This is a genomic window from Arthrobacter celericrescens, from assembly GCF_003614925.1.
GTDB lineage: Bacteria > Actinomycetota > Actinomycetes > Actinomycetales > Micrococcaceae > Arthrobacter > Arthrobacter celericrescens.
In genome coordinates, this window is record NZ_QYLP01000086.1 from 1 (window position 1) to 12,280 (window position 12,280).

The window sequence follows — 12,280 nt, forward strand, 5'->3', positions numbered from 1 at the left end:
CGGTGACCGCCACAGAGGAACCGTTGAGCAGAACGCCGGCCGTGCATGGATGCACGGCCGGCGTTCTGCTTAGGCCGGAGGAAGTCCGGCCTGCCTGGCTGGGGTCAGGGTATGCCAGGCGTCAGGCGTTCACACGGGCGATGTCCGGCTCGAGGTAGATGACCCGCGCCATCGGAACCGCAGCGCGGATCCGGCCCTCGGCGTCGTCGATCGCCTTGGCGATGCTCTCGCCGGTATCGGCCGCACCCACGCTGATCTTTGCGGCGACGAGCAGTTCCTCCGGGCCAAGGTGCATGGTCTTGAGGTGGATGATGCGGGTGCTGCCGGACTCGAGGGCTGCGGTGATGCGGGCGACGTCTTCCTTGGTGGCGGATTCGCCCAGCAGCAGCGACTTCGTCTCGACAGCCAGCACGACGGCGATCGCCACCAGCAGCAGGCCGATCATGGCGGTGCCGGCGGCATCCCAGACGCCGTCCCCGGTCAGCAGGGTCATGCTCACGCCAAAGAGGGCGAAGACAAGGCCGACGAGGGCGCCGAGGTCCTCCAGCAGGATAACCGGGAGCTCGGGCTGCTTGGCGTTCCGGATGAAGTTCGTCCAGCTCTGCTTGCCGCGGACGTGGTTGGACTCAATGATCGCCGTGCGGAAGGAGAAGCTTTCGGCAACGATCGCACCGATCAGGACGGCGAGCGGGACCCACCAGAAGTCGCCTTCGATGGCGTGGGGGTGTTGGAACTTCTCCCAAGCCTCGAACAGGGCGAACAGGCCGCCGACGCTGAACAGCACGATCGAGACGATGAAGGCGTAGATGTATCGCTCGCGGCCGTAGCCGAAGGGGTGTTGCGGGCTCGCGGCGCGCTTGGCCCGCTTGCCGCCGATCAGGAGCAGGAGCTGGTTTCCGGAGTCGGCCACCGAGTGGATCGCCTCCGCCAGCATGGACGATGACATCGTCAGGACGAATGCGACGAACTTCAACAAGGCGATGGTCAGGTTGGCGGCCAGTGCCGCCACGATCGCCTTGGTACCGCCATTTGCAGCCACGAAAGCTTCTCCTCTTCACAGGATCCGGGGAACTTGCGGGGAACAGCCGGGACCCCGCGGCCCCCTTCCCTGCAAGCAATACCGTACCGGCAGGAGCGTCCCGCGCGCACACCGCGACGTCTGGTCCGCCGCCGGGCTGGCCAGGGATTCGGCTCAGCTTCCCTGCTGTGAGCGGGCGCTGGCGTAGAGGCACACGGTTGCCGCGGTGCCGAGGTTCAGGCTTTCCGCGGAACCGTAGACCGGAACCGCCACCCGGTGTTCGGCGAGGGCGAGTTCGGCATCGGACAGGCCCTGCGCTTCGTTGCCGAAGAGCCAGGCGGTCGGGTTTTCGAGGGCGTAGTCGGACACCACGTCCGTGGCGCCCAACCGGCGCGCGGCGTTCTCGTCCTGCAGCGTGTCCAGGTTGACGGTGCCGTAGCCATCGGCGGCCAGCACGCCAATCCCGCGGGCCTTGCAGGCCGCCACCAGTTCATCGACGTCCGCGCCGAGCACCACCGGGAGGTGGAAGAGCGAACCGGCCGTGGAGCGCACGGCTTTGGGGTTGTAGATGTCCACGCTCGACGCCGTCAGCACCACCGCGTCCGCCCCGGCGGCGTCCGCCGCCCGCAGCACGGTTCCCGCGTTTCCGGGGTCGCGCACCTGGCACATGACCGCCACAAGGCGCGGACCGGCGTCGAGCACTGACTCCAGGCTGACGTCGACGAAGCTGCAGACCGCCAGGATCCCCTGGGGGTTCACCGTGTCGGCCATGGCCGCAAGGACCTCGTCCGTGGCCAGGCGGAGGTTCACGCCCTGCGCCAGGTCGGCAAGTTCGGGAAGCCGCTCCAGGCATGCTTCGCTTGCGTACACCTCATGGACGACGCCGGGCCCGCCCGCCAGGGTACGTTCCCGATGCAGCGACAGGGCCTCACGCACGGCCTGCGGGCCCTCCGCCAGAAAGCGGCCGCGCTTTAAACGGGCCGGGCGCCCTGCAAGCTTTGCGACATCCCTGACCCGATCGGCTCGGGGGTTGGACATCGGAAAATCTTGCGGGCGCCCGGTTTCGTTCATATAAAGAACTTTAGTGGCTGTCGCGACTAGTTCTTGATCTGCTGGCGGGCTTCGCCGCCGGCCGGCTCGAAGCCGGCAGCCTTTGCAGCCTCAACGCTGGAGAACCAGTATTCGGCGGCGGTGTTGTCGTACCAGGTGGAACCCGGGACGTGGTACTTCTTGGACTCGGCGTTGCCCTTGATCTCGTAGCCTTCCGGAGCGCCTTCGCCCTCAACGGCGGCGACGGCGCCTTCGATGGCCGGCTTGTCGGCAGCCTTCGGGGCGGCGGCAGCCTTGGCAGCAGCCTTCGGGGCAGCCTCGGCCTTGGCGGCCGGAGCGGAGGTGTCGGCGGGCAGGGCAGCCTTGGCAACGTTCACCAGCGCGGTGAAGGCGTTGGCGTCGGACACGGCCAGCTCGGCGAGCATGCGGCGGTCGACCTCAACCTCAGCAGCCTTCAGGCCCTGGATGAGGCGGTTGTAGGTCAGGCCGTTGGCGCGGGATGCAGCGTTGATGCGCTGGATCCAGAGGCGGCGGAAGTCGCCCTTGCGCTTGCGGCGGTCGCCGTAGCTGTACACAAACGAGTGCAGCAGCTGTTCCTTGGCCTTGCGGTACAGGCGGGACCGCTGCCCGCGGTAGCCCTTTGCCCGTTCAAGGATGACCCGACGCTTCTTCTGGGCGTTGACCGCCCGCTTCACACGTGCCACGTGCGTACTCCTTCAGAATTCTTATCCCGCGGGCCGCCGAATTCCTGGCGGCCGGGGAAGGCTTTGGTGTAGTCAGTGCTGCCGGGTGGCAGCAACCGGAAAACGTGGAACTTAGACGCCGAGCATCTTCTTGATGACCTTGGCATCGCCCTTGAAGACGATCTTGTCGCCGGCGAGGCGACGGGTCAGGATGGAGGACTTGTGCTCCAGGTAGTGGCGGCGGTTGGCCTGCTGACGCTTCAGCTTGCCGGTACCGGTCAGCTTGAAGCGCTTCTTGGCACCGCTGTGGGTCTTCATCTTCGGCATGGGAACCGATCTCCTTACGTGTCCGCAGACGGGTCTGCAGTTCTTTCGTGCAGCCGGCCCCGTGGGGCCGGCGTGCTGTTTGCGTGCCGGGCGGAAGCGTGGCTTCCTGCGGCGTGACTAGTTGGTCTTGCGCGCTGCCGGCTTGGCCGGCTTCGGTGCCGCCGGGCGAGCGACGGGCTTCGGAGCCGCGGGCTTTGCCATCGGCTTCGGAACCGCGGCAGCTGCCGGCTTCGGTGCGGCGGCGGGCTTCGGAGCTTCCTCGGCCGGTGCAACTTCCTCAGCCGGCTGGGGTGCTTCCACGGCGGCCGGCGCCTCTTCTGCGGGGGCTTCCTCGACGGGAGCCTCTGCAGCAGGTGCCTGCTCGGCCGGGGCCTCTGCAACGGGGGCCTGCTCGACGGCGGTTTCCTCCACGGGGGTTTCCGTCGCCTGTTCCTCAGACTGGTTCAGGAGTTCTGCCGGAAGCAGGTCCCCGAGGGTCTGGGTGAGCGGAGCGTCGTTGCCCGACGTGTCGATCCGTGCTGCAGCCTTGGCCTCGTTCTGGGCCTTGGCTTCGGCGCGCTGTGCAGCTCGGCGGGCTTCGGCCTTGGCCTCGGCCTTGTTCTTCAGCGGACCGATCACCATGACCATGTTGCGGCCGTCGATCCGGGGGCTGGACTCCACCACACCGACTTCGGCGACGTCTTCCGCGAAACGCTGCAGCAGGCGGATACCCATTTCGGGGCGCTGCTGCTCACGGCCGCGGAACTGGATCATGGCCTTCACCTTGTCACCGGCACCCAGGAAGCGGAGGGCGTGGCCGCGCTTCGTTTCGTAGTCGTGGGTGTCGATCTTCAGGCGGAAGCGGATTTCCTTCAGAACCGTGTTGGTCTGGTTCTTGCGGGCCTCACGGGCCTTGACCGCGGCTTCGTACTTGTACTTGCCGAAGTCCATCAGCTTGCACACCGGAGGCTTGGCCTGCGGTGCAACTTCAACGAGATCCAGATCAGATTCGGCAGCCAGGCGCAGGGCATCCTCGATACGGACGATTCCTACCTGTTCGCCGGCAGGGCCGACCAGCCGCACCTCGGGGACGCGGATACGCTCATTGATTCTTGGCTCGCTAATGTCAAAGCTCCTGTGGTTGTGGTTAGTGTTCCACCGGCAAAAAGAGAAGGCCCCCAATTGCTGGTGCAATCGAAGGCCTCGGAAGATCGGGACCTGCCGGGACGACAGGCACGCACTGAACGGGAACAGTCCCGGACAATGTCCGACCAGATACCCGGCAACTTAACATCCCCGAAGGGAAACGGCTGACGCGGGTGGGAGAGAACTCCGCTTGCAAACTGAAAGTCAAGTCTACAGAAACAGCCCGCCAACTGCACATCGAGTGGCAGGACGGGGTTTCCACGGCAAAATGGCGACTCTCAGCCGGTCTGTGTCAAGCTTACCAGCATGAGCACTGCTGACAGCAATTCACCCGACCGGACCGAAGAAGGCGACGACGCCGGACTGGCCCAGCAAATCCGTGATATTTCGGAGGTTCCGGCCGTTGAGGTCATCACCACCGGAGCGGTACACCTGATGAGCGCGGCCGCCGTCAAGGTGGGCCTTGCCGACGACCCCAACGCCGAGGACCTGAAGGACCTGGATGAAGCCCGCAAGCTCATCACCGCCCTCGCCGGCCTGGTGACCGCAGCAGCCCCGGAGATCGGTTCGCAGCACGCCGGTCCCTTGCGCGACGGCCTGCGATCGCTGCAGCTCGCGTTCCGCGAAGCGTCCTTGATCCCGGACGAGCCGGGCAAGGGCCCGGGCGAAAAGTTCACCGGTCCGGTGAACTAGTCCCGGAAAAACCAAGCACAGACGACGGCGGCGGCTGTCCCCGGGTGGGGCAGCCGCCGTCGTCGTCTGATGTGCAAAGTGCGGCTAGCGGACGCGTGCCGCCCTTCGGATCCGCATCAGCACCAGGCCCGCCAGGCAGAGCGCGACGCCGGCGACGCCCACCGAAACGAAGCCCGCCCAGGAACCGACGCCGTCGATGAACACACCGGCCAGCGGGGCGCCGAGCGCGACCCCGGCGGTCAGGGCCGAGCCGTACCAGCCCATCGCTTCTCCCCTGCGCTCCTCCCCGACGAGGTCGGCGACCTTCTCCGAGGCGGCCGACAGCACCGGCGCGCACAGCAGGCCCGGCAGCAGGGAGAGGATGGCCAGGGCCCAGGTGTCCTGGGCGAGGCCCATCGGGATGGTCAGCGCGGCCATGCCGAGCAGGAGCAGCAGCGGCGAAACGGGCCGGTGCATCGCACCGTAGACCACGCCGCCAATCACGGAGGCGGCGCACCAGAAGAAGAAGACGATGCCGAGTTCGGTCTGGTGGCCTCCGCGCTCCAGGATCGCCACGATGCCGACGTCGGTGCCGCTGAGCACCATGCCGGAGCCGGCCGCGACGACGAAGACCGCCGCAACGGAGACGGTGAGCCAGGCGAAGTTCCGTGCGACGTGCCCGCGGAGCCGCGCCAGCCTGGAACCGGCGGGGGCCAGTTCGGAGGCGGCCTCCTGCACGTGCGCGGCCGAGGCGACCATCGCGGCACCCGCCGCGGTGAGATCGTCCGCGGCACGTGCGGCGCTTTCCTCCGCGGTACAGGGGTCCTCGGTGCGGGTGGGCGGGTTGAACCAGATCAGGAAGAGGCCGGCCACCGAGGCCGAGGCACCGACCGCCGTCAGGGCAACGGCGGAGTAGCCGCTCGTCGCCGCGATGGCGCCCACGGCCGGGCCGATCATGAAGACCATCTCGGTGAAGATGGAATCGAGGGCGAAGGCCGAGCGCCGCTGCTCCCCCTCGACCAGCACGCCCAGGGACTGCCGGATGACGCTGAAGATGGGCAGGCTGAACAGGCCGCCCACGAACACCAGGGGCAGGACCCACTGGTAGCTGGCGTGAGGGACGACCGCCCAGATGAACGCTTCGGAAATGACCGAGGGGATAAGGGCCTTGCGGAGGCCAGCCCGGTCCACGCGGCGGCCCCGCCAGGGCGCGCCGATGGCGATGCCGATGGTCATCAGCGCCGCGGCGGCACCGGCCGCCGCGTAGCCCTGGTCCAGCGTCAGCACGATGTGCAGCGTCAGGAGTACGCCGGCCGCCGAGTGCGGGATGCGGGCGATCAGGCCGATGATCAGCAGCTGCCTGACCGAACGGATGGACAGCGACTCCCTGTAGAGAGCGAAATTCACGAGCTACAACCTCTTTGTTCCCCGGGTGGCTGCCCGTGGACCGGTGCAACCGTGATTAAGGCGCAGTCTCCTGCGCGAAGCGCTGCAGCTTGACCTCGAGTGAGTCGACGTTCTCGGCGAAGGCATCAAGCTGTGCCCACGCTTCGTTCAGCCGTCCCAGCAGCGCCTGCAGGCCTGTGGCGTCGAGGCCGTCGGCGAGGAAAAGCACCACCTGCAGTTCGGGGCCGGCACCGCCGCCGGCCACGGTGTGTCCGGCCGCCGTTCGGGATGCCGTTCCGGCGCCCTGGCGGGTTTCCAGGCGGCGGACCGCCGGGAATTCCCGTGCCGTGGAAGCGAGAGCAGACTCCAGTTGATCATCCAGGTACGACGGCGTCCAGTCGCGCTGCTGTGCCAATGCCCACACCGCCGGACGACGGACCACGAACGTGACGTCGGATCCCGGGTCCAGGACGAGCAATTGGGCGCCTTCGGAGACTGCGGAAAGCGCCGCGCGGGCTGCGTAGACAGCGACGGGCCGGGCCTCCGGATGCCAGGATTCGAGGGCGGCCGCCGAGGTGAACACCGGCATCGCCGCCCGGCCGTCGGGGGCCTTCAGGGTGACCAGGGCCATGTCGGCCTGCTTGTCGGCATGCAGGGTGTGGCCGTGCGCGTCGGCGACGCCGTCGGCTTCTTCTGCCAAGGTCGCCATGACCGGCACGAAAACCCGCGCCGTGGCCAGCGCCCGGACGACCTCCGCTTCGCCGCCTCTGCCCTCGCGCAACGCGTCGATGGCGGCGAGGTACCCGGCGTCGGCGCTGCCGTCGTCGTCCTCGAAGTTATGGATCTTCGCGGCGTCCCCGCTCAGGTTCCGGCCCTCCCACGGCGTTCCGGCCGAGTCGGCCGCTCCCCCGGCGCCGGCCAGTGCCGCGGCGATGTGGCCCGGAAGTTCGCGCCTGGGCGCTGCGCCTTCTGCCGGCACCTGTTCCTGCTCGCCGGGCATCAGCGGCGGCCGGCTACGTCCAGGGCCTCGGGAAGCGTGAAGGCTCCCGCGTACAGGGCCTTGCCCACGATTGCGCCTTCGACGCCGACCGGCACCAGTTCGCGCAGGACGCGCAGGTCCTCCAGGCTGGAGATGCCGCCGGAGGCGACGACGGGCTTGCCGGTCTTTTCGACCATCTGCTTGAGCAGCTCGACGTTGGGGCCCTGCAGCGTACCGTCCTTGGTCACGTCGGTAACGACGTAGCGGGCGCAGCCGGCGTCCTCGAGGCGGGCCAGAACCTCCCAGAGGTCGCCGCCTTCCTTGGTCCAGCCGCGGCCGGCCAGGGTGGTGCCGCGGACGTCGAGGCCGACGGCGATCTTGTCGCCGAAGCGTTCGATGGCGCGCCGGGTCCATTCGGGGTTCTCGAGGGCGGCGGTACCGAGGTTGACGCGGGCGACGCCGAGCCCGAGGGCGCGCTCGAGGGACTCGTCGTCGCGCAGGCCGCCGGAGAGCTCGACCTTTACCTCCAGCTGCGAGACCACTTCGCTGATGAGGTCCGCGTTGTTCCCGCGGCCGAAGGCGGCGTCGAGGTCCACCATGTGCACCCATTCGGCGCCGTCGTTCTGCCAGTTCAGGGCGGCTTCGAGCGGGGTGCCGTAGCTGGTTTCGGAGCCGGCCTCGCCCTGCAGGAGGCGGACGGCCTGGCCGTCCACGATGTCGACGGCGGGCAGCAGTTCCAGGACGGGCAGTTCAGTAGCCATGGGAATCCTCGGTGTTGGAGACGGAAGCGGGCGTCACTTGCCCGGCAGGGTCAGAAGGTAGGCGGCCAGCAGCGACATGGCGGCCAGCACGTAGAAGGAAATGGAAACCCAGCGGGGCCGCTTCTGCTGGTGGAAGGAAATCCCGCCACCGATCAGCAGCCCGGCCAGGCCCATCAGGATGATCGACCACATATCAGGCGGTGGCTTCCGGGGCGCCGGTGGTTGCCGTGCCGCCGGCGGGCTTGGGGCGCAGGCCCTCGACCCAGTTGCGCAGTAGGCGTGCCCCGGCATCGCCGGACTTCTCCGGGTGGAACTGGGTGGCGCACAGCGGCCCGTTCTCCACGGCGGCAATGAAGGGCGCGCCGTGCTCGGACCAGGTGACCATGGGCGGGGCCATCCGCGGCTGCGCCACGTCGAACTCCCACTTCTGCACGCCGTAGGAGTGCACGAAGTAGAAGCGCTCGTCCTCGACGCCGGCGAACAGCTTGGAGCCTTCGGGCACCTTCACGGTGTTCCAGCCCATGTGCGGGACGACCGGGGCAGGCAGCAGTTCGACCTTGCCGGGCCACTCCCCCATGCCCTCGGATTCGGTGCCGTGCTCCACGCCGGCTTCGAAGAGGACCTGCAGGCCCACGCAGATGGCGAGCACGGGACGGCCGCCGGCCACCCTGCGCCCGATCATCCGGATGGCGTCGACGGCCTTCAGTTCGCGCATGACGGTTTCGAAGGCTCCGACGCCGGGGACCAGCAGGCCGTCCGCGTTCAGGACGTCTTCGGGCTTGGCGCTGAGGGTCACTTGGGCGCCGGCACGTTCCAGGGCGCGCACGGCCGAGCGCACGTTCCCGGAGCCGTAGTCCAGGACGGTGACGGTGGGCTTGCCGTCAGGGGAAATGATGCGGCCGGCGGCGTCGGGGTCCACGACGGCGCCGTCCTTGAGGATCTGCTTGCTCACAGGGCTCCCTTGGTGGACGGGATGCCCTCCACGCGGGGATCGGATTCCACGGCGGCGCGGAGGGCGCGGGCGAAGGCCTTGAACTGGGCTTCGACGATGTGGTGCGGGTCGCGGCCGGCCAGCACGTTCATGTGCAGGCAGATGCCGGCGTGCAGCGTGATCGCCTCGAAGACGTGGCGCGTCAGCGAACCGGTGAAGTGTCCGCCGATGAGGTGGTATTCCTGGCCCGCGGGCTCGCCGCCGTGCACCAGGTACGGGCGTCCGGAGACGTCCACGACGGCGTGTGCCAGTGCTTCGTCGAGGGGCACGGTGGCTTCGCCGAAGCGGCGGATCCCTGCCTTGTTCCCGAGCGCGGTGCGCAGGACTTCGCCGAAGGTGATGGCGACGTCTTCCACCGTGTGGTGGGCGTCGATGTGGGTGTCACCGGTGGCCTTGACGGTCATGTCGATGAGCGAATGCTTGCAGAGCGCGGTGAGCATGTGGTCGTAGAACGGCACGGAGGTGCTGATGTCCGAGGCGCCGGTGCCGTCGAGGTTGATCTCGACGAAGACCGAGGACTCGCTGGTAGCGCGTTCCATGCGTGCGGTCCGGGCGGCTGCCGTGGTGGCGCCGTTTTCGCTCATTGAATTGTCCTTAGAAGGGAGGTGTGGATCAGCTTCAAGTCTAGGCCCGGGCGGGGGCTTGGCCGTCAAGCAGGGCTTCGAGGGCCTCGAGGAAGGCCGTGGTTTCGGCTTCGGTGCCTGCGGTCACGCGCAGGTGGCCGGGGATGCCGACGTCGCGGATCAGCACGCCGGCGTCGAGCAGGCCCTGCCAGATGGCGTGCGGATTCTCGAGGCCGCCGAAGAAGACGTAGTTCGAGTCGGAGGACGCGGGCTTCAGGCCCAGGCGGATCAGCCCGTCGACGATGCGGTCGCGCTGGACCTTGATGTCCTCAACATCGGCCATGAGCGCCTCGCGGTGCCGGAGGGCCGCGAGGGCGGTGGCCTGGGTGACTGCGGAGAGGTGGTACGGCAGGCGTACCAGGCGGATGGCGTCGGTGACCTCAGGCGCGGCTGCCAGGTAGCCCACGCGGGCGCCGGCAAGGGCGAAGGCCTTGCTCATGGTGCGCGAAACAATGAGGCGTTCGCGGCCGGGCAGCAGGGTCAGCGCGCTGGGCGTGTTGTCGTGGGCGAACTCGTGGTACGCCTCGTCGACAATGACAATCGCCTGGCTTGCCTCACCCGCTTCGTAGACGGCCTCGACGACGTCAAGGCCCAGGCCCGTGCCGGTGGGGTTGTTCGGTGAGCAGAGGAACACGATGTTCGGCTGCAGTTCCCGGACCTGCGCTGCGGCCGACGCGGCGTCCAGCCCGTAGTCGTCGGCACGGACGCCGGTGACGTAGGCGGTATCGGTTCCACTGGCGAGCAGGGGGTACATCGAGTACGTGGGAGGGAAGCCCAGGGCGGTGCGACCGGGGCCGCCAAAGGCCTGGAGAATCTGCTGGAGGACCTCGTTCGAGCCGTTGGCCGCCCAGATGTTCTCCGGCGTAAGGCCGTGGCCCAGGTATTCGGCCAGCGCCTCGCGCAGTTCCGTGAACTCGCGGTCCGGGTAGCGGTTCAGGCCCATGGCCGCCTTGGCGACAGCCTCGGTGATCGCGGCCTGGACATCCGCGGGAACGCCATGGGTGTTTTCGTTGACGTTGAGCAGGATCGGAACGTCCAGCTGCGGGGCACCGTACGGGCTCAGTCCGCGGAGGTTGCTCCGGAGGGGAAGTCGGTCAAGTCGCTCTAGCTGCTCACTCACCATGACAGTTTAAGGTGCAAGCGCTGGTGCCTTGAAACTGTGACAGCTGCGGCCGGCGAGGGACGTGCGGCCGCGTGAGCGTGCGGGGTCAGGCGGCGGGGACGAACAACTGCTGGCCGGGGACGATGCGCCCGCCTTCCAGGTTGTTCAACTGGATGATTTCCACAATGACGTCGCGCGGATCACGCAGCGGCGCGGCGGCTCCGGCGATCCCCCACAGGGACTGGCCGGCTTGCACGGTGACGGCCACCGTGGGGGTAGCCCGCAATGCGGTTCCCTCGTCGGCGGCCTTCGCCGGCGAGTTCAGGAATCCGACGAAGGTCAGCAGCGCGGCAAGGAGGAGCATTGCCGGGATGCCGAAGAAGACGATGCGGCCACGACGGGTGAGGCGGAGGCGGCCGGGGACAGCCTGGGGGAATTCGCGGGTGATGGTGATGCCGGACATGAGCTGAGCCCTCCTGGTGAAAAGCCTGCACCCGGATCCGCCCGGCGCATGGCTGCCAATTCTCTCTTCATCCATCAGCACCTGCCCGCCCTGCGTTCGAATCCGATGTTCGAATCGATGGGCGGCCGATCTGCTGACTTAGAACACATATTCGAACCTTGCTACGACATTTTTAGCACTTATCAACGAATGGTGTCGAGACTCGCTAGAACAAATGTTTGATAAAGCCCTGCACCTGCCCTACGTTTGAGGAAGGAACAGGCACGGGAAAAGTGCATCAGGAGGGTCTGACATTTTCAGGGCCCCGTCCCCGGCCGACGGCCCGGGCAGAACGGAAGGACGCGGCACATGGCAGCACGAGCCAACGGCAACGGAGCCGTCCCGCGGAGCCAACAGCTGCCCAAGGCGGCCAAGGGCCTGACCGTCCGCCAGAAGAAGATCCTGGAGACCATCCAGCGTTCCGTGAACGACAACGGCTACCCGCCGTCGATGCGCGAGATCGGCGATACCGTGGGCCTTGCCAGCCTCTCCAGCGTCACGCACCAGTTGTCCCAGCTGGAGAAGCTCGGCTACCTGAGGCGTGATCCGAAGCGTCCCCGCGCCATGGAAGTCCTCATGCCGCTGACCCTCGATGGCAGGGCCGAAATTCCGGGCGTCGAAGCTCCCGCCTCGCTGCGGAGCACCGGGGGCCTTGCCGTCACCGAGTTGGCCAGCGCCAGCGACACCGCCCTGGTGCCGCTCGTGGGCCGCATCGCCGCCGGTGGCCCGATCCTGGCGGACCAGACCGTGGAGGATGTACTTCCCCTGCCCCGCCAACTGGTCGGCCACGGCGAACTGTTCATGCTCAAGGTGGCGGGTGATTCCATGATCGACGCCGCGATCTGCGACGGCGACTGGGTGGTGGTGCGCCGCCAGAACGACGCCGTCAACGGCGACATCGTGGCGGCCCTGCTCGACGACGAAGCCACGGTCAAGACGTTCCGCCAGCGGGACGGCCACACCTGGCTGCTTCCGCAGAACACCCAGTACGAACCGATCCTCGGCGACCACGCAACGATCATGGGCAAGGTCGTCTCGGTCCTGCGTTCCCTCTAGGGAAA

General features: G+C 67.7%; 15 protein-coding genes. 2 read left to right on the forward strand and 13 right to left on the reverse strand.

What is annotated here, in order from left to right:
* Positions 1-121 precede the first annotated feature (121 nt).
* The 5 genes from D3654_RS14770 to infC form a co-directional block, all read right to left on the reverse strand.
* On the reverse strand, positions 122-1,039 hold the full coding sequence (locus D3654_RS14770; RefSeq protein WP_120522243.1) for a cation diffusion facilitator family transporter: 918 nt from the start codon (positions 1,037-1,039) through the stop codon (positions 122-124).
* 153 nt (positions 1,040-1,192) lie between these two features.
* Positions 1,193-2,089 carry a TrmH family RNA methyltransferase gene (locus D3654_RS14775; protein WP_120522244.1) on the reverse strand — a complete coding sequence of 299 codons (897 nt, stop codon included), beginning with the start codon at positions 2,087-2,089 and terminating at the stop codon, positions 1,193-1,195.
* A 26-nt stretch (positions 2,090-2,115) separates the two neighbouring features.
* Positions 2,116-2,772, reverse strand: coding sequence for a 50S ribosomal protein L20, sunset domain variant (rplT, locus tag D3654_RS14780; protein WP_120522245.1), 657 nt, complete (start codon positions 2,770-2,772; stop codon positions 2,116-2,118).
* Between the two features lie 111 nt (positions 2,773-2,883).
* Positions 2,884-3,078, reverse strand: a complete 195-nt coding sequence (gene rpmI / locus D3654_RS14785; protein WP_070349297.1) for a 50S ribosomal protein L35 — start codon at positions 3,076-3,078, stop codon at positions 2,884-2,886.
* A 117-nt stretch (positions 3,079-3,195) separates the two neighbouring features.
* Positions 3,196-4,140 carry a translation initiation factor IF-3 gene (gene infC, locus D3654_RS14790; protein WP_245413255.1) on the reverse strand — a complete coding sequence of 315 codons (945 nt, stop codon included), beginning with the start codon at positions 4,138-4,140 and terminating at the stop codon, positions 3,196-3,198.
* A gap of 369 nt (positions 4,141-4,509) precedes the next feature.
* Between infC and D3654_RS14795 the strand changes: the two genes are divergently transcribed.
* Positions 4,510-4,896, forward strand: coding sequence for a DUF1844 domain-containing protein (locus D3654_RS14795; protein WP_120522247.1), 387 nt, complete (start codon positions 4,510-4,512; stop codon positions 4,894-4,896).
* Between the two features lie 84 nt (positions 4,897-4,980).
* On the opposite strand, the gene D3654_RS14800 is transcribed toward D3654_RS14795, so the two are convergent.
* The 8 genes from D3654_RS14800 to D3654_RS14830 all read right to left on the reverse strand — a co-directional run bounded on the left by D3654_RS14800 (position 4,981) and on the right by D3654_RS14830 (position 11,180).
* A complete protein-coding gene (locus D3654_RS14800; protein WP_120522248.1) occupies positions 4,981-6,282 on the reverse strand; it encodes an MFS transporter in 1,302 nt (433 codons plus the stop codon).
* Between the two features lie 55 nt (positions 6,283-6,337).
* Positions 6,338-7,261, reverse strand: coding sequence for an SseB family protein (locus tag D3654_RS14805; RefSeq protein WP_120522249.1), 924 nt, complete (start codon positions 7,259-7,261; stop codon positions 6,338-6,340).
* Positions 7,261-8,001: a bifunctional 1-(5-phosphoribosyl)-5-((5-phosphoribosylamino)methylideneamino)imidazole-4-carboxamide isomerase/phosphoribosylanthranilate isomerase PriA gene (gene priA / locus D3654_RS14810; protein WP_205571821.1), complete on the reverse strand. Its 741-nt coding sequence runs from the start codon at positions 7,999-8,001 to the stop codon at positions 7,261-7,263. The genes D3654_RS14805 and priA overlap by 1 nt, the downstream gene beginning before the upstream one ends.
* A 33-nt stretch (positions 8,002-8,034) precedes the next feature.
* Complete coding sequence (locus D3654_RS20530; RefSeq protein ID WP_162943752.1) at positions 8,035-8,193, reverse strand: hypothetical protein; 159 nt, start codon at positions 8,191-8,193, stop codon at positions 8,035-8,037.
* 1 nt (position 8,194) lies between these two features.
* Complete coding sequence (hisH, locus tag D3654_RS14815; protein WP_120522251.1) at positions 8,195-8,953, reverse strand: imidazole glycerol phosphate synthase subunit HisH; 759 nt, start codon at positions 8,951-8,953, stop codon at positions 8,195-8,197.
* Positions 8,950-9,576, reverse strand: a complete 627-nt coding sequence (gene hisB / locus D3654_RS14820) for an imidazoleglycerol-phosphate dehydratase HisB (protein WP_120522252.1) — start codon at positions 9,574-9,576, stop codon at positions 8,950-8,952. Before hisB ends, hisH begins: the two co-directional genes overlap by 4 nt.
* 40 nt (positions 9,577-9,616) lie before the next feature.
* On the reverse strand, positions 9,617-10,735 hold the full coding sequence (locus D3654_RS14825) for a histidinol-phosphate transaminase (protein ID WP_120522280.1): 1,119 nt from the start codon (positions 10,733-10,735) through the stop codon (positions 9,617-9,619).
* An 88-nt stretch (positions 10,736-10,823) separates the two neighbouring features.
* A complete protein-coding gene (locus D3654_RS14830; protein ID WP_245413256.1) occupies positions 10,824-11,180 on the reverse strand; it encodes a LysM peptidoglycan-binding domain-containing protein in 357 nt (118 codons plus the stop codon).
* 348 nt (positions 11,181-11,528) lie between these two features.
* Between D3654_RS14830 and lexA the strand changes: the two genes are divergently transcribed.
* Positions 11,529-12,275 carry a transcriptional repressor LexA gene (gene lexA, locus D3654_RS14835; protein WP_120522253.1) on the forward strand — a complete coding sequence of 249 codons (747 nt, stop codon included), beginning with the start codon at positions 11,529-11,531 and terminating at the stop codon, positions 12,273-12,275.
* Positions 12,276-12,280 lie beyond the last annotated feature (5 nt).

Coding starts and splice junctions, on each gene's coding strand:
- D3654_RS14775 (WP_120522244.1), bottom strand. CDS start 2,089: ATGAACGAAACCGGGCGCCCGCAAGATTTTCCGATGTCCAACCCCCGA.
- rpmI (WP_070349297.1), bottom strand. CDS start 3,078: ATGCCGAAGATGAAGACCCACAGCGGTGCCAAGAAGCGCTTCAAGCTG.
- priA (WP_205571821.1), bottom strand. CDS start 8,001: ATGGCTACTGAACTGCCCGTCCTGGAACTGCTGCCCGCCGTCGACATC.
- D3654_RS20530 (WP_162943752.1), bottom strand. CDS start 8,193: ATGTGGTCGATCATCCTGATGGGCCTGGCCGGGCTGCTGATCGGTGGC.
- D3654_RS14830 (WP_245413256.1), bottom strand. CDS start 11,180: ATGTCCGGCATCACCATCACCCGCGAATTCCCCCAGGCTGTCCCCGGC.
- hisB (WP_120522252.1), bottom strand. CDS start 9,576: ATGAGCGAAAACGGCGCCACCACGGCAGCCGCCCGGACCGCACGCATG.
- lexA (WP_120522253.1), top strand. CDS start 11,529: ATGGCAGCACGAGCCAACGGCAACGGAGCCGTCCCGCGGAGCCAACAG.
- D3654_RS14805 (WP_120522249.1), bottom strand. CDS start 7,261: ATGCCCGGCGAGCAGGAACAGGTGCCGGCAGAAGGCGCAGCGCCCAGG.
- D3654_RS14795 (WP_120522247.1), top strand. CDS start 4,510: ATGAGCACTGCTGACAGCAATTCACCCGACCGGACCGAAGAAGGCGAC.